The following is a 23,617-nucleotide window of genomic DNA, read 5'->3' on the forward strand; positions in this document are numbered from 1 at the left end:
CGCACACGCGTCAGCGCACGCCAGGCGGACGGGACTTGGCGGGCACGTCCTAAGGTTCGGTCGTATGACCTCCAGGACGCAACTCTCGTTTCCGCGCCAGCATGCCCGGACCCGGCGTTTCACTCTGGGCGCCCCCCGCTCCTTCACCGTCACCCCGGACGGATCCCGGGTGATCTTCATCCGGACGCCCTCCGGCACTGATCCGCAGGGCGGACTCTGGACACTCGATCTGACCGGGGAACAGCACCGGGAACGGCTGATCGCCGACCCCCGGAGACTGCTCGGCGGGGCGGAGGAGGAACTCTCGCCCGAGGAGCGGGCCCGGCGCGAGCGCAGCCGCGAGGGGTCGGCGGGGATCGTCGGCTATGCGACCGACCGGGCGGCCGGACTGGCCGCTTTCGCACTGTCGGGGCGGCTCTTCGCGACCGGTGTGGACACCGGGGAGACCCGGGAACTGCCCGCCCGGGGGCCGGTCATCGATCCCCGGCCGTCCCCCGACGGCCGGTGGGTCGCCTATGTGTCCCGGGGCTCGCTGCGGGTGACCGGCGCGGCCGGGGAGGGCGACCGGCCCCTCGCGGAGCCGGAGGACGAATCGGTCACCTACGGGATGGCGGAGTTCGTCGCGGCCGAGGAGATGGCCCGGCCGAACGGTTTCTGGTGGTCGCCGGATTCGGACGCGCTGCTGGTGGCCCGGGTGGACGACCGCGCGGTCACCCGGTGGTGGATCGCCGACCCGGCGCACCCGGAGCGGGAGCCGCAGCCGATCGCGTATCCGGCGGCGGGCACGGCCAATGCGGAGGTACGGCTGTTTCTGGTCACCCTGGAGGGTGTCCGCACGGAGGTGGACTGGGACCGCGGCCGGTATCCGTATCTGGCCCGGGTGCACTGGTCGGCGGGGGGCGCGCCGCTGCTGCTGGTGCAGACGCGCGACCAGCGGACCCAGTGCGTACTGGCGGTGGACGGGGAGACGGGCTCCACCCGGGTCATCCGGGTGGAGGAGGATCCGGCCTGGCTCGAACTGCTCCCCGGGGTGCCGGCCTGGACACCGGACGGACGGCTGGTGCGGATCACGGACGAGGACGGTCCGCGGGTGCTGAAGGTCGGCGACCGGACACTCACCGGGCCCGGTCTCCAGGTGCGGGCGGTGCTGGACATCGGGGCGGACGATGTCCTGATCTCGGCCTCCGCCGGTATGGAGGCGGCCGATCCGGAACTGGGCGAGATCCATGTCCACCGGGTGAGCGCGACCGGCGTGGAGCGCGTCTCCGAGGAGCCGGGAAGCCACACGGCGGTGCGCTCGGGCGCGGTGACGGTGCTGGTCTCCGCGCGGCTGGAGTCGAGCGGCGCGGAGTTCTGGGTGCTGCGGGACGGGAAGCGGATCGGGTCGGTCGCCTGCCGGGCGGAGCGGCCGGTGCTGACCGCGCGCCCGCGGCTCCGCGAGGCGGGTGAGCGGCGCATTCCGTCGGCGGTGCTGCTGCCCTCGGGGTACCGGGACACGGACGGGCCGCTGCCGGTGCTGATGGATCCGTACGGGGGTCCGCACGGTCAGCGGGTGACGGCGGCGCACAATCCGCATCTGACCTCGCAGTGGTTCGCGGACCAGGGTTTCGCGGTGATCGTCGCCGACGGCCGGGGCACACCGGGCCGCTCGCCCGCCTGGGAGAAGGCGGTCAAGGACAACTTCCCGCTGACGCTGGACGATCAGATCGACGCCCTGCATGCGCTGGCCGAATCCTTTCCGCTGGACCTCGGCCGGGTGGGGATCCGGGGCTGGTCGTACGGGGGGTATCTGGCGGCCCTCGCGGTGTTGCGGCGGCCGGATGTGTTCCATGCGGGGGTGGCGGGCGCGCCGGTGGCCGACATGGCGCTGTACGACACCCACTACACGGAGCGGTATCTCGGGGACCCCCGGGAGCAGCCGGCCGTATACGCGGCGAATTCGCTGGTCACCGATGGCCGGCTGATCGCCGCCGAGGAACCGGCGCGGCCACTGATGATCATTCATGGGCTGGCCGACGACAATGTGGTGGTGGCGAATACGCTGCGGCTCTCCTCGGCGCTGCTGGCGGCGGGACGGGCGCACGAGGTGCTTCCGCTGACCGGGGTGACGCATATGGCGTCACAGGAGGAGGTGGCGGAAAACCTGCTGCTGTTGCAGGTGGGCTTCCTGCGGCGGGCGCTGGGGCTCGGCAAGGACTGACCCGGGCGGCCGGATCACGGGCATGGCGGCCGGCCGGGGATCACATGGCGGATCCCCGGCCGGCCCACGGCACCCGCACGGCCGTGGGACGCAGCCTGGCGCGTCCGTATATCGGCACCGCGACGGGCGCGTTGCCCGCAGGTAAAAGGAGCGCGCGGGTGATGCCGGCCGCGACGGCCGGCATCACCCGTACATCGCCCGGAAATCACCCTGACGGCGGAACCACCTGCCGCTCCTCGGCGAAGTGACAGGCCGATGGGTGCTTCGCGAGACCCTCCCCGAGCCGGAATTCGGCGGGCACCGCCAGCAGCGGCACCTCCAGGGCGCACCGCTCCTGCGCCTTCCAGCAGCGGGTGCGGAAGCGGCAGCCGGAGGGGATGTTCGCGGGTGAGGGCACATCGCCCTGGAGCAGGATCCGTTCGCGGTGCTCCCGCGCCTCGGGGTCGGGTACGGGGACGGCGGACAGCAGCGCCTGGGTGTACGGGTGGGTGGGGTGGTCGTAGATCTCCTCGTCCCGGCCGAGCTCCACCACCCGTCCGAGATACATCACACCGACCCGGTCGGAGATGTGCCGCACGATGGAGAGGTCGTGCGAGATGAAGACCAGGCTGAGGCTGAACTCTCGCTGGAGACCCGCCAGCAGATTGATGACCTGGGCCTGTACCGAGACATCGAGCGCGGAGACCGGCTCGTCGGCGACGATGATCTCCGGCCGGAGCGCGAGTCCCCGCGCGATGCCGATGCGCTGCCGCTGGCCGCCGCTGAACTGGTGCGGATAGCGGTTGATGTACTCGGGGTTGAGGCCGACCACATCGAGCAGATCCTGGACCCTGCGCCGCCGGTCGCCCTTGGGCGCCACCTCCGGGTGGATCTCGTACGGCTCCCCGATGATGTCTCCGACCGTCATCCGCGGATTGAGCGAGGTGTATGGGTCCTGAAAGACCATCTGGATGTTCCGGCGGACCGCCTTGAGGGCTCGTCCGGAGAGCTTGGTGATGTCTTCGCCCTTGTACCGGATCACACCGGCCGTGGGGCGCTCCAGATGGACGATCATCTTGGCCAGGGTGGACTTCCCGCAGCCCGACTCGCCCACGATGCCGAGGGTCTCCCCGGTGAGCAGATCGAGATCGACACCGTCGACCGCCCGGACCGCGCCGATCTGCTTCTTGAAGAGGATGCCCCGGGTGAGCGGGTAGTGCTTGGCCAGGTCGCGGACCTCCAGAATCGCCTCAGCCATCGGTCCGCTCCTCCTCCGGGGCGACGGGGGTGTCCGGTGCCTTCGCGAGATCCGGGCCGCCCGGCCCGGCGGGGGTCTCCCGGCCGCCGGAGGGCCCCGGGCCCGTCACGGGGGCCGGACCGCCGGAGGCTCCCGGGCCGCCGGGGTGCTGCGGACCCTGCGAGGGCTCCGGTCCGCCGGAGGGGGACCGCGGACCGCCCGAGGGCTCCGGGGAGGCGGCCGGCCGCTCCCCCAGCGTCTCCCGCCAGAAGTGGCAGGCACTGCTCCGCTCCCGGTCCACCTCGTACAGCGGCGGCTCGTCCGTCCGGCAGATGTCCTGGGCCATCGGGCAGCGCGGATAGAAGGCGCAGCCGGCCGGGATGCGCATCAGATTGGGCGGCAGGCCCTTGATCGCGTAGAGCTCCGCGCCCTTCTGGTCCAGACGCGGAATCGACTCCAGCAGCCCCCGGGTGTAGGGGTGCGCGGGGGCCCGGTAGATGTCGTGGACCGGGGCGGTCTCCACGATCCGGCCCGCGTACATCACGGCGATCCGGTCGGCGACATCGGCGACCACGCCGAGGTCGTGGGTGATCAGGATCAGGCCCATGTTGAGCTCCGACTGGAGCTTGGCCAGGAGCTCCATCACCTGCGCCTGGACGGTGACATCGAGGGCGGTGGTGGGCTCGTCGGCGATGATCAGCGCCGGTTCCAGGGCCAGCGCCATGGCGATCATGATGCGCTGGCGCATTCCGCCGGAGAACTGGTGCGGATACTGCCGTACGCGCTCCCTCGCCCCCGGGATGCCGACGCGCTCCATCAGCTCGACGGCGCGCTCCCGGGCCTCCTTCCGGTTCAGGCCCCGGTGGACGGTGAACATCTCGCCGAGCTGATCGCCGACGCTCAGCACCGGATTGAGGGAGGAGAGGGCGTCCTGGAAGATCATCGCCATCTCGGCGCCGCGGATCCGCCGCCGCTCGCTCTCCTTGAGCTTGAGCAGATCCCGGCCCCGGAAGAGAATCTCGCCGCCGGAGATCCGCCCCGGAGGTGTGTCGAGAATGCCCATGACCGCCTGGGCGGTGACGGACTTCCCGGAGCCCGACTCGCCGAGCACGGCCAGCGTCCGGCCCTCGTCGACCGCGTAGGTGACACCGTTGACGGCCCTGGCCACTCCGTCCCTGGTGCGGAACTCGACATGGAGATCACGCACTTCCAGCAGCATCGCGGGCCTCCTCAGCGCAGCTTGGGGTCGAGGGCGTCGCGTACCGCGTCGCCGAGCATGATGAACGCGAGCACGGTGATCGCCAGCGCTCCGGCCGGCCAGAGCAGCATGTGCGGGGCGTTGCGGATGTAGGGCGACGCGGAGGAGATGTCGATGCCCCAGGAGACGGTGGGCGGCTTCAGCCCGACGCCGAGATAGGACAGGGTCGCCTCCAGCGAGATGTAGGTGCCCAGGGCGATGGTCGCGACGACGATGACCGGGGCGATGGCGTTGGGCGCGATATGGCGCAGCAGCATCCGCGCGTTGGAGGCACCGAGCGCGCGGGCGGCGTGGACGTAGTCGTTCTGTTTGGCGGTGATGACCGAGCCCCGGGCGATCCGGGAGATCTGCGGCCAGCCGAGCAGCACCATGAAGCCGACGACCGGCCAGACGGTCGTGGAGCTGACGACGGAGAGCAGGACGAGGCCGCCGAGGATGACCGGGATGCCGAAGAAGATGTCGGCAAGGCGGGAGAGCCCGGCGTCCCAGCCGCCGCCGAAGAATCCGGCGAGGCCGCCGAGGGCGGAGCCGAGGAGGGCCACCCCGAGGGAGGCGCAGACACCGACGGTGACCGAGGTCCGCGCCCCGTAGACGGTACGGGTGTAGACATCACAGCCCTGGCCGTTGAAGCCGAAGGGGTGGCCCGGCTGGGAGCCCTCCTGGGCCTTGGCCAGATCGCACTGGAGCGGATTGCCGGAGGCGATCAGGGAGGGCCAGATCGAGATGACGATCAGAAAGAGGATGACCAGACCGGAGAGGATGAAGACGGGGTTGCGGCGCAGATCGCGCCAGGCGTCCGACCACAGACTGCGCGGCCGGTCCGACGGACCGGTGCCGAGCGGCCCGCCGGGTGTCTTCTCCAGCGACTCGCCCTCGCTGGTCGCGAGGTCCATCGGGCCGCCCGCGCCGGTGGCGGCGATGGCTCCCCCGTCGTCGTACGGCGGTGGCTCAGGCATAGCGGATCCTCGGGTCGAGTACGGCGTACAACAGGTCCACCAGCAGATTCGCCAGCAGGAAGACCAGCACCAGCACGGTCACGAAGCCGACCACGGTCTGCGTGTTCTGGCGGACGATGCCCTGGTAGAGCTGGTAGCCGACGCCATGGATGTTGAAGATGCGCTCGGTGACGATCGCGCCGCCCATCAGCGCGCCGACGTCGGTGCCGATGAAGGTGACGACGGGGATGAGCGAATTCCGCAGCAGATGCCGGGTGATCACGCGGTGCCGGGGCAGTCCCTTGGCCTTGGCGGTGCGGACATAGTCGGAGCGGGCGTTCTCGGCGATGGAGGTCCGGGTGAGCCGGGTGACATACGCCAGTGAGACGGAGGCGAGGACCAGTCCGGGCACGATCAGCTCGTCCAGCGGGGCCTCGGGGGAGACGGCGGGGTTGATGATGCCCCATTCGACGCCGAGGAGGAGCTGGAGGAGGAGACCGGTCACAAAGGTGGGGACGGAGATGACCACCAGGGTCAGCAGCAGCACACCGGTGTCGACGGGCCGGCCGCGCTTGAGTCCGGTGAGCACGCCGAGGGTGATGCCGATGACGATCTCGAAGAAGATGGCGACCAGGGTGAGCCGGATGGTGACGGGGAAGGCGTCGGCCATCAGTTCGGTGACCTTCTGGCCGTTGAAGGCGGTGCCGAAGTCCCCGGTGAACACATTGCCCATATAGGTGAGGTATTGCTGCCAGAGCGGCTTGTCGAGGCCGAACTCCTTGCGCAGTTGGGCGGCGGTGGCGGGGTCGCACTGGCGCTGTCCGCACAGGCCCTCGATGGGGTCGCCCATCACATTGACCATGAGGAAGATGAGCAGGGTGGCGCCGAAGAAGACCGGGATCATCTGGAGCAGACGCCTGATCACATAACGTCCCATGGAGGGCTCCGGGTTCTTGGGTCACGGTGGGAAGTGGTGCGGCCCGGCGCGGGGTGCGTGCCGGGCCGTCGCCTCTCCCGGGTCAGCCGACCTTGATCTCGTTGTAGACCGGGACGCTGAACGGATTCAGCTCGACATTCGAAATACGGGCCGAGTAGCCGGCGCTGCCGTTCTGGTACCAGAGCGGAATGGCGGCCATCTGGTCGCGCACGACCTCCTCGGCCTTCTGGAAGGTCTCGACCGCCTTCGGGACATCGGATTCGGCGTTGGCCTCGTCGACGAGCCTGTCGAAGTCCTTGTTGCTCCACTTGCCGTCGTTGGACGAGGCGTTGGTGTAGTAGAGCGGCTGGAGGAAGTTCTGGATGAGCGGATAGTCCATCTGCCAGCCGGCCCGGAAGGGGCCCGACATCTTGGACTGGGTGATCTGGTTGCGGAAGTCGGCGAAGGTGCCGATCGGATTTCCGGCGCAGGCCCGGTCATTGCCGAGGGCGTTGTTGATGCTGTTGCAGACGGCGTCGACCCAGTCCTTGTGGGAGCCGGTGTCGGCGTTGTACGAGATCTTCAGGGTGCCGCCGGGGATCCCGCCGCCCTCCTTGACCAGCTTCTTCGCCTCGGCGGGGTTGTACTCGCAGGCATCGCCGCAGAGGGTGTCGCTGAAGCCGCCGTCCTCCCCGAGCACCGGTGAGGTCCAGTCCTTGGCGGGGGTGCGGGTCTTCTGGAAAATGGTCTCGGTGATCTGATCGCGGTTGATCGCCCGGGAGAGACCGGTGCGGAGCTTGGCACCGTCGGGGGTGTTCCACGCCTTGTCGTAGTAGGGGAAGGCGAGGGTCTGGATGATTCCGGCGGGGGTGTTGATGTAGCGGTCGCCGAGATCCGCCTTCACATTCTTCAGCTGGGACGCGGGAACGTCGTCGACCAGATCGAGATTTCCGGCGGTCAGATCGGTGTAGGCGGTGTTGTTGTCGGTGTAGACCTTGAGATTCACCCCGCCGTTCTGGGCCTTGTCGTCGCCGGGGTAGTCATCCCATTTCCGCAGGGCCATCTGGGAGCCGCGGTCGTACGAGGAGACGGTGTACGGGCCGTTGCCGACGGGTTTGGCGATCCAGGCGTCGTGATCGTCGTAGAAGGTCTTCGGCAGCGGGGCGAAAGCGGCGTAGCCGAGGGTTTCGGGCCAGGTGGAGAATTTCTGGGTGAGCTTGACGGTGAAGGTCCGCTCACCGGTGACCTTGAGGCCCGACATGGTCTTCGCCGTCGGATTCCCGGACTCCGGGTGGATCTGCTCGTACCCCTCGATATAGCCGAAGAAGTAGGCGTTCCGCTGGTTGTTCCGGAGGTCGGCCCCGTAATTCCAGGCGTCGACGAAGGACTGGGCGGTGACCTTCTCGCCATTGCTGAAGGTCCAGCCGTCCTTGACGGTGATGGCGAAGTTGACCGAGTCGGAGGTCTCGATCTTCTCGGCGAGCATGTCCTGGGCCTCGCCGGTCTTCGGGTCGTACCGCTTGAGACCGCGGAAGATCATGTCGAGGACCTTGCCGCCCTGCACCTCATTGGTGTTGGCGGGCTCCAGCGGATTCTGCGGATCACCCCAGGACGCGCTCACCACTCCACTGGCGCCGCTGCCGCCTCCGCTGTCGCCGCCCCCTCCGCAGGCCGTCGCCGCCAGGGCGACGGCCAGTGCGCATGCGGTCCACTTGGCGTGCGTGGCTCCACGCATGGAGTGCCTCCTCGGTCCCGATCATCACTTAGGACCGAATATCACCTGATAAGGAGGCACAGCGCATGTCAGCCGCCGCCGTTCGGACGAAGCTCCGGGGCCGGTGAGGTGAGATCACCCCCCGGACACGGGGAGGGTCACCTCCCAGGTGTCGACGGCGAAGTGGGTGCGCATGCCGTGTGCCTCGTAGAGACGGAGGGCGCCGGTCACATTCTCCGTGTCCACGCCGAGGCCGATGGTGTCACGGCCGTACCCGGCGTACACCCCGAAGGCATGGCGCAGCAGATATCCGGCGATACCCCGGCCGCGCTCGCTCTTGCGCACTCCGAGCGCGCTGATCCAGCCCATCGACTCCCGGTCATTGCGGGTGAGCAGGATGGCCACATCGCCGGATCCGGCGGCGGAGGCGATCCAGACCCGCGACCAGTCGATGTGCGCGCCGAGGTCGTCGAGCCACTTTTGGTAGGTGCTCGGCTGGTGGTCGAAGTGCTCGGCGAAGGTCTCCTCCACCAGGGCGTGGGCCGCCCGGCGGTCGGCCTCCTCGCGGCAGTCCCGCAGGGCGATCCCCTCGGGCGGGCTCGGGACCGGATCGCCGGCGCCGGTGATCGCCCTGGTCAGGACGTGGTACTTGCGCACGGTCCGCCAGCCGCGGCCGGTGAGCAGGGAGACATCCAGGGTCGGGCGGACATTGAGATGGAGATGGACCACGGCCCGGTCCGCGCCATTGGCCGCGGCCCGGCGCACCGCCTGCGCCTCCATCAGCTCCAGCAGCCGCTCCCCCGCGTCCTGGTGCTCGGGAAGGATGTAACTGTCCATGTCGATCCGGTCGGCGCCGGAGTCGTCCCACATCAGGCCGTATCCCACGAGCCGGTCGCCCCGGTGGGCCAGCCAGGAATTCTCGGCCAGCCCGGCCTCGGGGTGGGAGAGGTCGTCCCGCACGGAGTGCAGATCGGTCTCCGCCCGGCCGATCTCGATCAGGTCCACGGCATTGAGCAGGTCGCATATCTCGGCGGCGTCCGCGGGAACCGCGGGTCTGATGGTGAGGTCGTCCATGGGATCACTGTCCGGCGCGGGGCGGGGCCGCTGCAACGGATTTTCGCCCGGGGGCGCTCCTCGGGGGCCGGGCACACGGCAGGGCCCCGGGACAGCGGCCGGTTCTCACCGGCCCGCTGTCCCGGGGCCCTGTCGCGCGGGGTCCGCCGGGGCGGAATCCCGTTCAGCTCTTCGGGTCGTGACCCTCTTCCAGCGCCACCAGCGCCGGGTCCATGATCACGTCCTCGGTGCGCACCACCGTCGGGTCCTCCGGGAAGTGGCAGGCCGTGAGGTGGCCCTCGCGGCTGCCGGAGAGCTGCACCAGCGGCGGCGCCTCCGACGCGCACTTGTCCTGCGCCTTCCAGCAGCGGGTGCGGAAGGGGCAGCCGGACGGCGGCATGATCGGCGAGGGCACATCGCCGGAGAGGCGGATGCGCTCCTTCTTGTTCGCGTCGACATCCGCCTCGGGCACGGCCGAGAGCAGCGCGTGCGTGTACGGGTGCCGGGGCCGGGTGTACAGGGAGTCGCGGTCGGCGACCTCCATCACCTTGCCCAGGTACATCACGGCGACGCGGTGCGAGAAGTGCCGGACGACCGCCAGGTCGTGCGCGATGAAGAGGAAGGCGATGCCCAGCTCGTCCTGGACCTTCTGGAGCAGATTGACGACCTGCGCCTGAATGGACACATCGAGCGCCGAGACCGGCTCGTCCGCGACGATCAGCTTCGGCTCCAGCGCCAGGGCGCGGGCGACGCCGATGCGCTGGCGCTGGCCGCCCGAGAACTCGTGCGGGAAGCGGTTGTAGTGCTCCGGGTTGAGACCGACGGTCTCCAGCAGCTCCCGGACCCGGGCCTCGCGGCCGCCGGCCGGGTTGATGCCGTTGACCTCCATCGGGCTCTTGATGATGGTGCCGACGGTCTGCCGCGGGTTCAGCGACGAGAACGGGTCCTGGAAGATCATCTGGATCTCGGACCTGATCGGCGCCAGCTGCTTGCGGCTCGCGTGGGTGATGTCCTGACCGGAGTAGGTGATCTTGCCACCGGTCGGCTCCAGAAGCCGGGTGATCAGACGTCCGGTCGTGGACTTGCCACAGCCGGACTCACCGACGAGTCCGAGGCTCTCGCCCGGGTACACGGTCAGATCGACCCCGTCGACCGCCTTGACGGCGCCGACCTGGCGCTTGAAGGGGAACCCGCCGTAGATCGGGAAGTGCTTCTGCAACCCCTCGACGGTGAGCAGCGGCTCACCCCGGTCGCCGGGTGTCCCGCTGGATTCCTGCTGCTTAGGCAGAGTGACGTTCTCGCTCATGTCTCTGCGTCTCCTAGCCCAGCCGGGGCTTGATCTGATCGATGAAGATGGACTGCTTCTGGTCCGCCGAAAGATGGCAGGCGCTGGCCCGCCCGGCGGGCAGCGTCGGCCTGTCGGCCGAGCACAGTCCACCACTGACCTGGTCCTTGAAGGAACAGCGGGGGTGGAAGGCGCAGCCGGTCGGCGGGTTGAGCAGGCTCGGCGGCGAACCGGGGATCGGGACCAGCGGCTCGTCGAGCGGACCGCTGAGACGCGGCATCGAGCTGAGCAGACCCCAGGTGTACGGGTGCTTCGGCTGCTGGAGCACCTCGCGGACACTGCCGCGCTCCACCGCCCGGCCCGCGTACATCACCAGCAGATCATCGGCCATGTTGGCGATGACACCGAGGTCGTGGGTGATGAAGATGATGGCCGACCCGAACTCCTGCTGGAGGTCCTTGAGCAGGTCCAGGATCTGGGCCTGCACGGTCACGTCGAGCGCGGTGGTCGGCTCGTCCGCGATCAGCAGATCGGGGTCGCAGATCAGCGCCATGGCGATCATCGCGCGCTGGCGCATACCGCCGGAGAACTGGTGCGGGTAGTCGTTGAAGCGGGTCGCGGGCTGCGGGATGCCGACCTTGGCCAGCATCTCGATGGCGCGCGCCTTCGCCTCCTTCTTGGAGGCGCCGGTGTGCTTCATGTACGGCTCGGCGATCTGACGGCCCACCGTGTAGTACGGCGAGAGCGCCGTCAGCGGGTCCTGGAAGATCATCGCGACCTTGTTGCCGCGGAGCTTCTCCATCTCCTTCTCGGGGGCGCCGACCAGCTCGGTGCCATCCAGGTGGATCTCGCCCTCGACGTGGGCCGTCTTGGGGTTGTGGAGTCCGAGGATGGTCAGGTTGGTCACGGACTTGCCGGAGCCCGACTCGCCCACGATACCCAGCGTCTTGCCGCGCTCGACATCGAAGGACAGGCCGTCAACCGCGTTGACGAGGCCGTCCTCGGTGGAGAACCGCACCCGCAGGTCGCGGACCGAGAGGAAGGCCCCCGGCCCGGTCGGGGCCGGTGTGTCTTCGGTCTTGGTCAGAGTGGTCACGGTCGATCTCCTAGGCGAGGCGCACGCGCGGGTCGATGTAGGCGTAGGCGAGGTCCACGAGGATGTTCAGAATCAGGATGAAGAAGGCTCCGAACAACATCACGCCCATCGTCAGCGGCAGGTCCTTGGTCAGCGAGGAGTCGACCGCGAGCCGGCCGATACCGGCCAGGTCGAAGGTGAACTCGGTGACCACGGCTCCCGCGAGCAGACCACTGAGGTCCATGCCGAGAATGGTGACGATGGGGGTGAGGGATCCACGCCAGGCATACCGGAAGAATACGTACCGCTGCTTCATGCCCTTCGCGCGCGCCGTGCGGACGTGCTCTTCCTGAAGCTGTTCGATCATCGTGGAGCGCGCCATACGCGTGTACTGCGCGGTGAAGATGGTCGCCATGACGGCCCAGGGGATCAGCATGCCGACCACCCAGCCCGCCGGATCCTCCGTGAACGGAACGTACTCGGGATTCTCGAGCCAGCCCGTGCTGTACACGAAGAGACCGAGGACGATCGGACCGAGGAAGTAGATCTGGAACGAGCTGAGCACCATCGAGGCGCCACTGACGATCCGGTCGAGCGAGGTACCGCGCTTCCAGGCCGCGAGCATGCCGCTGCCGAGACCCAGGGTCAGGAAGATCACCAGACCGCCGACGGTGAGCGAGAGCGTCAGCGGGAAGCGGTCGATGATCGAGTCCCAGACGAATTCCTGGGTGCTGAAGGAGAGGCCCAGGCACGGTGCGGAGCAGTGTCCCTGAGCGAAGTCGCGGCCGGCCACGATGCCGCCCATGAACTCCCAGAACTGGGAGGTGATGGGCTTGTCCAGACCGAGGTTCTCGCGAATGTTCGCGATGTTCTCCGGCGTGCAGTTCTTGCCGCAGGAGAGTTCGGCGAAGTCCTGGGGGATTGTGTAGAACAGGAAGAACGTGAACGCGCCGATCAAAAACATGATCACTACGGCGCCGGTCAACCTGCGGAGGAGGAACTGAAGCATCGCGGGAGGCTGCTCTCTTCGAAGGCGGCGGGGGTTGGAGACGTGGGCCCGTGGGGGTGCGCTCCGCCTGGCGCGCACCCCCACGGATCAACCGATGGCCGGGGTGATCCGGCGTACGGCTACGGCTTCTTCAGGAAGATGTCGTTGATGTCGATGTAGCTCGACTCGGTGCTGTACTTCACACCGCCGACGTTCGATCCCGACAGCTGCATCTGCTTCGAGTAGTAGACCGGAGCGGCGGGGTTGACCTTCTCCACGATGTAGTGGTGGATCTCCTCCCACTTCTTCGCGGCGGCGATCGGGTCCATCTTCAGGGCCTCGTTGATACCCTCGGTGACCGTCTTGTCCTTGATGTGCGAGTAGTTCGAGCCACCGTCGGCGACCAGGTCACCGTCGTAGACCGGGGTGATGACCGTGGACGGCGACGGCCAGTCCTGGCCCCAGCCGGTCATGTAGAGGTCGAACGGGTTGTTGATCTTGCCGATCTGCTCGTAGAAGGTGGCGCGGTCGATCTCCTTGGACTGGACATCGAAGCCGAGCTCGCCGAGCGCGTTCTTGATGATCACGGCCTGCTTCTGGCCGCGCGGCGTGTTGGAGTGCGCGTAGGTCAGCTTGGTGCCCTCGGCGACACCCGCCTCCTTCAGCAGCTCCTTGGCCTTCTTCATGTCGCCGTTGGGCTTCTTGAGCTTGCCGAACGGGTCGTACGTCGGGTCGTAGCCCGGCAGGGTCGGGGCCATCAGACCGCCGGCGAGCTCGCCGCCGTACTTGCCGCCGTCCTGGGCGATCATCCGCTGGTTCGGGATCGCGTGGGTGATGGCGTCGCGGACGCGCTTGTCCTTCATTCGGTCCAGGTTGAACGTCATCTGCCAGACGTAGGGCTGGAAGCCCTTGATGCTGCGCTTGTTCACCGCGGGGTTGGTGATGACGTCACGGATCTGGGTCGGGTCGACCGAGTCCGTGAACTGGATCGCGTTCTTCGCGTCACCCTGGTCGGCGATCAGACGCTTGGTCTGGCTGGCCTGGTCGATCGTGAAGGTGAAGTTGTAGCCGTCCACGTACTGGTGGCGCACGGCGTCCGTCTTCGGGTCCCAGTTGGTGTTCTTCACCAGCGTCATGGACTTGCCGGACTTGTGCTCGGCGATCTTGTACGGACCGAGCGACGCGGGCCGCTTGTCGTACTTCTCCTTGGTGTCCGCCTTCTCGGGGACGATGCTGTAACCGGCCATGGCGAGCGCCTGCGGCAGGTCCGGCTGCGCGTCCTTGAACTTGAAGATGACCGTCTTCGCGTCCGGGGTGGCGAGAACCGAGTCGGGCAGGTGCTTGCCCTTGTACGGGCCGTCCGGCAGCGCGAGGCGGTAGTCCTTGCCGTCGGCGCCGGAGAGCCAGCTCTGGACGAAGGTCGGGCCGTCGAAGATGAACTTCGCGTACAGCCGCTCAATGGTGTGGCGGACGTCGGCGGACGTGATGACGTTGCCGTTCTCGTCCTTGATGCCGTCCTTGAGGGTGTACTTCCAGGTCTTGCCGCCGTCGGTGGTGGTACCCGCGTCGGTCGCGACGTCGCCGACAACCGTCAGGTTGCCCTTGTCGTCCTCCTGGAAGTTCGTCAGACCGCGGTGCACCAGGTTGGAGAACTGGCCGGCGTCGCTGACGTAGATCTGACCCGGGTCCATGTGGCTCAGGCCGGACTGCATGTACACATTGACGACGCCACCGGGCTTGGCGCCCGGGACCTCGGCGGCCGGGCCGTTGGAGTCGGCGGCCTTGCCGTAGACAACCGGCTTGGACTGCGCGGCGGCGTCCTTCTGCGACTTGGACTCGTCCTTGGTCGTGCCCTCGTTCTTGGAGCAGCCCGTGAGAGCCAAGGAACCGGCCGCGGCAGCGACGACTATGGCGCGCACCGTACGTGAGCGAAGGGGCTTCATGATGCTCGTGCACCTACCTGTCCGTTGTAATTCAACACAAGCTGCCTGACCGTCCGGTTGCCCGGCGCGGGGGCGGCAGCCACCCCCGCCCTAGGACGTCACCGTCCGGTCTTGGGGTCGAACGCATCCCGGACGGAGTCGCCGAGGAGGTTGAACGCGAGAACGAACACCACCATCGCGACACCCGGGAAGAACATGAACGCCGGGTTCTGCTCGTACACCGCGGAGCCGACCGCGAACATCCGGCCCCAGTCAGGGGTGGGCTCGACGAATCCGACACCGACATACGAGAGGAACGCGATCGTCAGGATGGAGCTGGGCAGCATGTAGGTGCCCTGAACAAGGATCGGGGTGACGATGTTCGGCAGGATCTCCTTGCGGACGATCCGCCAGCGGGAGGCACCCGACACCTTGGCCGCCTCCACGAACTCGCGCTCCCGCAGGGAGAGCACGGAGCTGCGGACCAGACGGGCCATGCCCATCCAGCCGAGGAACCACATCACCAGGATGATCGCGACGGCGCGCAGATAGGTCGGCGTCTCGTCCCGGGGGGAGACGAACATCGCGGTCACGACCGGCATGAAGGCGATGAAGAAGAGCTGGCTGGGGAAGGCGAGGAAGAAGTCGGTGATCCGGCCGAGCCAGTAGTCGACCTTGCCGCCGAAGTAGCCGCTGACCATGCCGATGACAACGCCGGTGACCACGCAGAAGAAGGTGATCACCAGGGCCATGTAGAGCGAGGTGCGCATGCCGTACAGCAGCATGGTGAACACATCGCGCCCGAGCTCCGGCTCGACACCGAACCAGAAGTCTCCGGAGACACCGCCGAAGGTGCCCACGGGCATGGAGAAGTCGTCGAGGAGACCCTCGTAGCCGGCCTCGTCCGGGTAGAGCGTGTACGGGTCCTTGCCGTACAGCTTGGAAATCACCGGCGCCAGGGCGGCGATCGCGAAGAAGAAGATGACGATGCCGGCGGAGATCATGCCGGTGCGGTCGCGCTTGAAGCGCGTCCACATCAGCTGGCCGGGCGAACGGCCGAGGTGGCCCTTGTCGTCCGCCGCGTCGTTCTTCTTGGTCGCGGAGTCTTTGTCCAAGGTGACAGAGGTATCCGTGGCCTCGGCCTCAATTGGACTGGTCATGATGTGTCCATTCACGGGTGTCGGGTGACCCGCGTCCTGCGCACGGCGGTCTCGACGGGCGAGTGGGTTCACTCGTACCGTCGGAGCCGCCGTTGACGATCCCCCTGTCCGGCGGTACCCGTGGCGGGTACGGCCGTACAGCCTCATGCCGGTCAGTCAGTAACGGGCATTTCGGCTGGAAAGTACGTCAATAGGGATTGATTCCACCCTCAGGAGCGCGAGCCGAGCGGTTGACCGGGGCTCAGGATCGGCGGCCGACGTCTGCGGCCGGCCTGGATGGAATGCGCTGGAAACCGGCCGTACAAGCCATCTGCGACGACCCGACCCCACTGGCGCTCGTGGCACCGCGCATGGGTTCCTCCTCATGAGTCCACGTGTTCACTGCAAGGCTGGGCACAGGACACCCCCGCCGACACCCCTGACGGCGAAGAGCTGTACCCCGTGTGCTCGTGAGTCGGCGCTCCCCACAGCGCATGACCCGTTGACCCGAGCTAGTGAAGCCAACTATTGGGTAAGTTCGGGCTGTAAACCACACTTAAAGCATCTCGTTTTGGCAACATCAGCCGAGGCCCGAGGACCAAAATTCGGACAAAGGGATCACAGACAGACACCCCCGAAACGGACTGTTAATACAGGTTTCCGGTGAGCTACGCCCGATAGTCGGACAGGTCGGGTAGGAAAACCTGTTGACGGACGGTCCGGCGGCGATGGTCCAATCCATCAGTTTCCCACGCGGGGAGCGAGCGCAAACGACCCGGGCGGCCCCTCTTCGGGGCCGCCACCCGTGTTTTCGGCCGGATGGCCGATCTTGGTCGTTATGGGGCTTGTGCGGGGTGGCGGGCCGGACGGATGGCCGCCGGAGCCTCACAGGGCGCCCATGGGGCCTGTGAGGTTTCTGAGGCGAATGGGGCGCACAGGGTGCGTGTGGCGGTCCTGGGGGCGGTGGCCGGGGCGCTGGGGGCGTACGGGGGCGGTCCGCGGGGGTGACCCACGCGGAGGGTGCACAGGGGAGCGCACGGGGAGGGCGCGCACGGCCCGTCCGTACGGCCGGGGCGGCCGGGTCCGCTTCGAGCGGGGTGCGGCTTCGAGCAGGGTGCGGCAAGGATTCGAGCGGGGGGCGTCATGGTGATGACGCAGGTGGGGTTGGGCACAAGTACGGCGGCCGGCCCTGGTCAGGGTCGGCCGCCGTACTTGTTCAGAGCTGTTCGGTTGTACTCCGGCTCGTGCGGGCCGGTCAGCCGTGCTTGGCGCGGGAGGCCGCACGGGCGCGCTCGCGCCCGTCCAGGTTCACCTTGCGGATGCGGACCGCCTCCGGGGTGACCTCGACGCACTCGTCGTCGCGGCAGAACTCCAGCGACTGCTCCAGCGACAGCTTCCGCGGCGGGACGATCGCCTCGAAGGAGTCGGCCGAGGAGGAGCGCATGTTGGTGAGCTTCTTCTCCTTGGTGATGTTGACGTCCATGTCGTCGGAGCGGGAGTTCTCGCCGACGATCATGCCCTCGTAGACCTCGGTGCCGGGGTCGGTGAAGAGGACGCCGCGCTCCTGGAGGTTGGTCATCGCGAAGGCGGTGACCGCGCCGGAGCGGTCGGCGACCAGGGAGCCGTTGTTGCGCGTGCTCAGCGGGCCGAACCAGGGCTCGTGACCCTCGTGGATGGAGTGGGCGATGCCCGTGCCGCGGGTGTTGGTCAGGAACTCCGTACGGAAGCCGATGAGGCCGCGGGACGGGACGACGAACTCCATGCGGACCCAGCCGGAGCCGTGGTTGGACATGTTGTCCATCCGGCCCTTGCGGACACCCATGAGCTGGGTGACGGCGCCCATGTGCTCCTCGGGGACGTCGATCGTCATTCGCTCGACGGGCTCGTGGACCTTGCCGTCGACCTCCTTGGTGACGACCTGGGGCTTGCCGATGGTCAGCTCGAAGCCCTCGCGGCGCATCTGCTCGACCAGGATGGCGAGCGCCAGCTCACCGCGGCCCTGCACCTCCCAGGCGTCCGGGCGCTCGGTGTCGAGCACGCGGAGCGAGACATTGCCGACCAGCTCGCGCTCCAGGCGGTCCTTGACCTGGCGGGCGGTGACCTTGCGGTCCTTGACCGCAGCCTTGTTGTCCGCGCCCTTGCCGGTGCCGCCCCGGCCGACCAGCGGCGAGGTGTTGGTGCCGACGGTCATGGAGATCGCGGGCTCGTCCACGGTGATCAGCGGCAGCGCGATCGGGTTCTCCGGGTCGGCCAGCGTCTCGCCGATCATGATGTCGGGGATACCGGCGACGGCGCAGATGTCGCCCGGGCCCGCCACCTCGGCGGGCTTGCGGGTGAGGGCCTCGGTCATCATCAGCTCGCTGATGCGGACGTTGGAGATGGTGCCGTCGCGCTTGATCCAGGCCACGGTCTGGCCCTTGCGCAGCTCGCCCTGCTCGACGCGGAGGAGCGCGATACGGCCGAGGAAGTTGTCGGCGTCCAGGTTGGTGACATGGGCCTGGAGCGGCGCGGACTCGTCGTACTCGGGGGCCGGGACGGTCTCCAGGATGGTGGAGAAGAACGGCTCCAGGCTGTCGCTGTCGGTCGGGACCGAGCCGTCGGCGGGCTTGGTCAGCGAGGCTACACCGTCACGCGCGCAGGCGTAGACGATCGGGAACTCGATCTGGTCCTCGTCGGCGTCCAGGTCCAGGAAGAGGTCGTAGGTCTCGTTGACGACCTCGTCGATCCGGGAGTCGGGACGGTCCGTCTTGTTGATGCAGAGGATGACGGGCATCCGGGCCTGGAGGGCCTTGCGGAGCACGAAGCGGGTCTGCGGGAGCGGGCCCTCGGAGGCGTCGACCAGCAGAACGACCGCGTCGACCATCGAGAGACCGCGCTCGACCTCGCCACCGAAGTCGGCGTGGCCCGGGGTGTCGATGATGTTGATCGTGATGGGCGCACCGCCCGCCTTGGGGTGGTACTTCACCGCCGTGTTCTTGGCGAGGATCGTGATGCCCTTTTCACGCTCAAGGTCGTTGGAGTCCATGACCCGGTCGTCGACCTGCTGGTGCGCGGCAAAGGCACCGGCCTGCTTCAGCATGGCGTCGACCAGGGTGGTCTTGCCGTGGTCGACGTGGGCGACGATGGCGACGTTACGGATGTCATGGCGCGTGGGCATACTGGCTGGCGCTTCTCTCGATCGTGGGATGCGGCGTAGAAATGCGGCGGTTTCCTCGTACGCCCCGCCGGGGCGGACGCGCCGCGGCTCACTCCCATGGTACGGGGCTGGCGCGCGCGGGGCTTCCCGGTCCGCAGTGGGAGACGCGGACCACGGGGGAAGGCGAGGGGGTGAGGGCGCTGCCCGGCGTACCTGAACTGCCGGAACTTCCTGAGATCAAGTCAACGGGTGACCCCGATTCTGCCCGCCGGAATCTCCGCCGGGCAAGAAAGTTGAGCCAGTTCTGAGGTTTCCGGAGGTTTCTTTCGAATCTCCTCGGCGCCGGCGGGGCGGGCCGGCCGGGCGGATGGCCGGGGGAACTCTCCGCGTCCGGACGATTACCGAATGTCGATTTCCGGCTCGGGGAATTCTGCGGATTTATCGATTCCTGGCGAGTGGTTCATCCGCGATTGGTAGAGAAACGTATGGGTTCAGGGGGCCAATGGCTCGCTGAAATCCGCCGGGATTCGGCCGGTTCGCCGCAGCCGGTGGATTCCGGTGAGCCATGCGGCGGCGGGGCGGCGGTTTCGCGGATCGCGGCGGGGCGGGTGCGGGGGCAGGGCAGGGGTCGGCTCGGACGGGGAGGCGGAGGCGGGCTCGGACGCGGAGGCGGGCTCCGGCCGGGAGTCCCCGGCCGGAGCCCGTTGGGCCGGTGCGTGTGAGGCCGGTGCGTGTGAGGCCGGCGCGTGTGGGTCTCAGTCGGACTCGGCCGGGTCCGCGCTCTCCGCGGCGTCGGCGGATTCCTCGTCCGCGGCCGGCTCCGCGCCGGAATCGGAGTCCGCGGCCGCGTCGGAATCGGTGGCGGAGTCCGCGTCCGAGTTCGCGTCCGCGTCCGCGTCCGTGTCCTGCTCGGAATCGGCCCCGGCGGACTCCTCCGCTCCGGAGGGGGCGGGAGCGGTGCCGGCGGACGGTCCGGCCTTGGCCGCCGCGGACGGGGCGAAGCCGATGTCCTGATAGCGCGGGGTGGCGAAGCCGAAGGCCCCGGCATTGCGGACACCGGGCTTGACCGCGACGAGCTCGGGGCGCTGATAGAGCGGAATCGATCCGGCCGCCGCCCAGATCCGGGCGTCCGCGCGGCGCACCAGCTCGCGGGCCTCGTTCTCGTCGAGCTCGGCCGCGGCCTGCTCGAAGAGCTGGTCGATGTAGTCCGTGCCCACCCGGGTGTAGTTCTGCTCGACCAGGAGCGAGCCGTCGTCGGCGGGCTCGGGCTTGGCGTAGATGGGACGGGCGTCGGTGGCCGGGTAGGCGGTGGCCGGCCAGGAGTAGAGGGCGAGGTCGTAACGGCCGGAGGCCACGTGATCCTTGAAGTAGCTCGCGTCGGCGACCTTGACCAGCTCCGTCTGGATCCCGATGCGGTCCAGCATTCCCGCGATCTTCTCGCCCACGGCGCGCAGCGACTCCGACCCCGGGCCCGAGGGGAGGACGAAGCGGAGGGAGAGCGGCTTGCCGTCCTTGCCCAGCCGGCCGCCGGCGGCGACCGGGGCGGCCGTGCCGGCCGGGGCGTACGCTCCGGCGGCCCCGCCCTTGCCCTCGCTGCCGCCGTCCCGGGCGGTGGTCCGGGCCGGGAGATCCTCCCCGGACCTCGCCCGGGGCTGGAGCGCGAGCTCCTGGAACGCCACCGGGGCGGGCGCGAGCACCTGCGTACCGCCTGAGCCGGCCCGGTTCAGGTCGTCGTCCCCGACGATGTAGAGCCCTTCGCTGGAGGGGCGGTCGGCGGCGCTTCCGTCGGCGATCCGGGGCCGGCCGGGATTGCCGGGGTTCTTCGGGGCCGCGACGGCGCCCCGGTTCTTCCCGTCGGAGCCGGAGTCGTCGGAGTCCGGTGCGGCGCTCTTCTCCGCCTTGCCCCCGGCCTTGGCCGGTTCCGGTTTCTTGAGCGCTCCGCCGGGGACCCATCCCGCGTCCGCGAGAAGTGCCTGGGCCTCCTGGGTGCTCTGCTCGCCGAGCGCTCCGCTGTTGTCGGTGTACGCCCGCTGGCCGGCCAGCGCCAGATGGCTGCCGGGCGGGATGGCGGGGAGACCGAGCGGGCTCAGCACGGTCTCGGCGAGTTCCCGCCGGTCCAGTGCCCGGGCCACGGCGCGGCGCACCCGGTCGTCGGCGAGCGGTCCGGACTCGCCGTTGAGCGCGAGCTGGGTGAAGGAGGGTTCCAGGGATTTCCGCACGACGAAGCGGCGGAGCCCGGTCTGTTCCGCGGCGTAGACCTTGATCGCCTCGGCGGTCCGGGCGCGGGCGGCCAGCGCCGCCCCGGCCGCCTCCTCGTCGGAGCCGTGGGCGGTGGCCCAGGAGCGCAGGGCGTCGGAGAGGGCGACACGGCGGGCCGCCGGGCCGTGGGCGGGGAGCGGGCCGGCCGCTCCCGCGCGCCGTGCGGCCAGCACGATCCGGTTGGCGGTCGGGCGGTCGATCTCGGCGATGTCGACCCGGTCGGCGGCGAGCGCGGCGGCCCGCTCGCGCCGGGGCACGGCGGTCAGCACCAGACTGTCCAGCTTGGCCGGATCGCCCCACCAGCGGGGGTTGCGGACCAGGGTGGCCCGGCCGGCCTTGCGGTCGAGGGAGTCGAGCCGGAAGGGGCCGGCCGTGGCCTTGAGGCTGTTGCGGGCGCCGTCGTTGAAGGCGGTCGGGGAGCCGGTCACCTGCTTGGGGTACAGCGGGGTGAAGAGGGACTGCCAGTCGGCGTAGGGCTTCTTGAAGGTCACCTTGACCTCCAGGTCGTTGGCGCCCTTCTGGATCTCCTCGATGCGGTCGTAGCCGGCGTTGCGCGCGGTCCAGAAGGCGCTGTCCCGGCCGCTGAGCGCACGCCACTGGGCGGCGAAGTCGGGGGCGCCGACCTCCCGGCCGTCGCTCCACACGGCCTTCTGGTTGAGCTTGTAGAGCACCACCTGTTTGGGCTCGCGCTCCACGATTTCGGCCGATTCCACATAGTCCGGGTTGCGCTGGGGGCGCCCTCTGCTGTCCAGGGTGAAGAGGGAGGGGAGCACTGCGGCGGCGACCCGGGAGGTGCCGGCGTCGGCGTCGGCCTGGAAGGTGTTGAGGGTGGCCGGCACGGCATCGACGGCCCAGCGGAGGCTTCCGCCGTCGCCGACCCGGCTGCGGGTGGCCGCCGCGATGTCCTGGGCGGTGGCCTGTCCGGTGGAGTCGTCCGAGGTGCAGCCCGCGAGGACGGGCAGGACGAGCGCGCCTCCGGTCAGCAGCGCCACGGCGCGAAGGGTGCGGGCGGCCCGGGCGTCCCGGGAGGCCGGGGACGTCCGGGGGCCGGCACTCCCGCTTGGCTCGTCGACCTGGGACATGGGCGCTACCTCTTCGTCCTGTTTCACGGAATTTCGGATGATCACATCTATGGCACGTCACTGAAGTGGACGGGGAGCCGAGGGCGGCGCAGACACGGCGCCCCTCGCCGTCAAAGCCACTCGTACGGCCCAATCGCGGTCTGTACGCATCACGGCGGAAACCGCCAGAATGGGGTTACCTGGGCAGAAACCACTAAGGGTGTGCCCGGAGCGCCGTTGATGAGAGCCGATGAGAATCCCGTACGTCCCCTTCACAAGCGGGATGTGAGGCGCAACACTCGCAGGCGCATGAACGACGCCACCCGCACGCTGCGGAAGTGAGGGCAAGTCATGTCCCAGCAGGAAGATCTGGCCACGATCCAGCACCGCCTCGACGAGCTGACCCAGCGTGTCGGAGAACTGGAACGGACCGTCGATCAGCTGAGTGGCGCCGGAGCCCGACCGCCCGGCGGCCCGGCCGCGCGGAAAACGACGGACCGCACCGAACTGGTCACCATCCCCGACGATCCGTACAACCACGCCCTGTGGACGGACTCGGACGACGAGGGCCTCGGCGTCCGAGACCGGCACGCTCCCTGACCCGGCCTGACCCGAAGGGCAGGTCCGAGGAGACCTCCTTGGCCACTGGTACCCGACCACCACAACCGCACAGCGGAGTGCACGGAGCCACCCGCGCCGCCATCAGCCCACGTCATCTGCGGACGGACCGCTGGTGGCTGGCGCCCGCGCTGACCGCCGGCGGGCTGCTCGCCTTCATCGTCTACTCGACCTGGCGGGCGTTCGCCAACGCGGACTACTACGCGGCGCCCTATGTGTCGCCCTTCTACTCCCCCTGTCTCGCGGAGAACTGCGTACCGATGAAGGGCGGCCCCAACTGGGAGATCTTCGGCAGCTGGTGGGGGCTCTCCCCCGCCCTGCTGATCCTGATCTTCCCGCTGGGCTTCCGGCTGACCTGCTACTACTACCGCAAGGCGTACTACCGGGGCTTCTGGGCCTCGCCCCCCGCCTGCGCGGTCGCCGAGCCGCACACCTCGTACACCGGTGAGACGCGCTTCCCCCTGATCTTCCAGAACGCGCACCGGTACTTCTTCTACGCGGCCGTCCCGGTCGCCGGAATTCTGACCTACGACACCGTCCTCACCTTCCGGAACGATCAGTACGAGTGGGGCCATATGGGCCTCGGCACCTTCATCTTCGTGGTGAACGCCGTACTGATCTGGGCCTACACGGCCTCCTGCCACTCCTGCCGGCACATCATCGGCGGCCGGCTGAAGCACTTCTCGAAACATCCGGTGCGCTACCGGCTCTGGGGCTGGGTCGGCAGGCTCAACGCCCACCACATGGGGCTCGCCTGGGCATCACTGATCAGCGTCGCGATCGCCGATTTCTATGTCTATCTCGTCGCTTCCGGCGTCTTCGACGATCCGAGGTTGTTCTGA

15 protein-coding genes and 1 pseudogene are annotated in these 23,617 nt (G+C 68.7%); 3 read left to right on the forward strand and 13 right to left on the reverse strand.

The features are described from left to right. Window positions 1-64: 64 nt before the first annotated feature. Window positions 65-2,200, forward strand: a complete 2,136-nt coding sequence (locus AAFN69_RS19055) for a prolyl oligopeptidase family serine peptidase (RefSeq protein ID WP_347729754.1) — start codon at window positions 65-67, stop codon at window positions 2,198-2,200. 205 nt (window positions 2,201-2,405) lie between these two features. Here AAFN69_RS19055 and AAFN69_RS19060 read toward each other — a convergent pair whose 3' ends face one another. The 13 genes and pseudogenes from AAFN69_RS19060 to AAFN69_RS19120 all read right to left on the reverse strand — a co-directional run bounded on the left by AAFN69_RS19060 (window position 2,406) and on the right by AAFN69_RS19120 (window position 22,178). Continuing rightward, the gene (locus AAFN69_RS19060; protein WP_347729755.1) at window positions 2,406-3,437 is read right to left on the reverse strand and encodes a dipeptide ABC transporter ATP-binding protein; all 1,032 of its coding nucleotides are present in this window, start codon (window positions 3,435-3,437) and stop codon (window positions 2,406-2,408) included. Window positions 3,438-3,669: 232 nt separating this feature from the next. After that, window positions 3,670-4,635: pseudogene (locus tag AAFN69_RS19065) on the reverse strand (ABC transporter ATP-binding protein); the annotation flags it as partial. 11 nt (window positions 4,636-4,646) lie between these two features. Then, on the reverse strand, window positions 4,647-5,630 hold the full coding sequence (locus AAFN69_RS19070; protein WP_347729756.1) for an ABC transporter permease: 984 nt from the start codon (window positions 5,628-5,630) through the stop codon (window positions 4,647-4,649). Next, a complete protein-coding gene (locus AAFN69_RS19075; RefSeq protein WP_347729757.1) occupies window positions 5,623-6,546 on the reverse strand; it encodes an ABC transporter permease in 924 nt (307 codons plus the stop codon). Before AAFN69_RS19075 ends, AAFN69_RS19070 begins: the two co-directional genes overlap by 8 nt. Window positions 6,547-6,628: 82 nt before the next feature. After that, entirely contained in the window at window positions 6,629-8,260 is a 1,632-nt protein-coding gene (locus AAFN69_RS19080; protein WP_347729758.1) for an ABC transporter substrate-binding protein, read from the reverse strand. Window positions 8,261-8,374: 114 nt separating this feature from the next. After that, entirely contained in the window at window positions 8,375-9,313 is a 939-nt protein-coding gene (locus AAFN69_RS19085) for a GNAT family N-acetyltransferase (RefSeq protein WP_347729759.1), read from the reverse strand. 163 nt (window positions 9,314-9,476) lie between these two features. After that, complete coding sequence (locus AAFN69_RS19090) at window positions 9,477-10,598, reverse strand: dipeptide ABC transporter ATP-binding protein (protein ID WP_347729760.1); 1,122 nt, start codon at window positions 10,596-10,598, stop codon at window positions 9,477-9,479. Window positions 10,599-10,611: 13 nt separating this feature from the next. Then, window positions 10,612-11,673: an ABC transporter ATP-binding protein gene (locus AAFN69_RS19095; RefSeq protein ID WP_347729761.1), complete on the reverse strand. Its 1,062-nt coding sequence runs from the start codon at window positions 11,671-11,673 to the stop codon at window positions 10,612-10,614. A gap of 10 nt (window positions 11,674-11,683) precedes the next feature. Beyond that, on the reverse strand, window positions 11,684-12,661 hold the full coding sequence (locus AAFN69_RS19100; RefSeq protein ID WP_347729762.1) for an ABC transporter permease: 978 nt from the start codon (window positions 12,659-12,661) through the stop codon (window positions 11,684-11,686). 119 nt (window positions 12,662-12,780) lie between these two features. Further along, on the reverse strand, window positions 12,781-14,583 hold the full coding sequence (locus AAFN69_RS19105) for an ABC transporter substrate-binding protein (RefSeq protein ID WP_347729763.1): 1,803 nt from the start codon (window positions 14,581-14,583) through the stop codon (window positions 12,781-12,783). Window positions 14,584-14,681: 98 nt separating this feature from the next. After that, window positions 14,682-15,722: an ABC transporter permease gene (locus AAFN69_RS19110; protein ID WP_347729764.1), complete on the reverse strand. Its 1,041-nt coding sequence runs from the start codon at window positions 15,720-15,722 to the stop codon at window positions 14,682-14,684. A gap of 1,234 nt (window positions 15,723-16,956) precedes the next feature. Continuing rightward, the gene (gene typA, locus AAFN69_RS19115) at window positions 16,957-18,858 is read right to left on the reverse strand and encodes a translational GTPase TypA (RefSeq protein ID WP_347729765.1); all 1,902 of its coding nucleotides are present in this window, start codon (window positions 18,856-18,858) and stop codon (window positions 16,957-16,959) included. A gap of 734 nt (window positions 18,859-19,592) precedes the next feature. After that, the gene (locus AAFN69_RS19120) at window positions 19,593-22,178 is read right to left on the reverse strand and encodes an ABC transporter family substrate-binding protein (RefSeq protein WP_347729766.1); all 2,586 of its coding nucleotides are present in this window, start codon (window positions 22,176-22,178) and stop codon (window positions 19,593-19,595) included. 330 nt (window positions 22,179-22,508) lie between these two features. Here AAFN69_RS19120 and AAFN69_RS19125 point away from each other — a divergent pair, with 330 nt between their 5' ends. Together AAFN69_RS19125 and AAFN69_RS19130 are read left to right on the forward strand one after the other, a co-directional pair. Further along, window positions 22,509-22,757: a hypothetical protein gene (locus AAFN69_RS19125; RefSeq protein WP_347729767.1), complete on the forward strand. Its 249-nt coding sequence runs from the start codon at window positions 22,509-22,511 to the stop codon at window positions 22,755-22,757. A 38-nt stretch (window positions 22,758-22,795) separates the two neighbouring features. After that, entirely contained in the window at window positions 22,796-23,617 is an 822-nt protein-coding gene (locus AAFN69_RS19130) for a hypothetical protein (RefSeq protein ID WP_347729768.1), read from the forward strand.

The organism is Streptomyces sp. CAU 1734, from assembly GCF_039888735.1.
Lineage (GTDB): Bacteria > Actinomycetota > Actinomycetes > Streptomycetales > Streptomycetaceae > Streptomyces.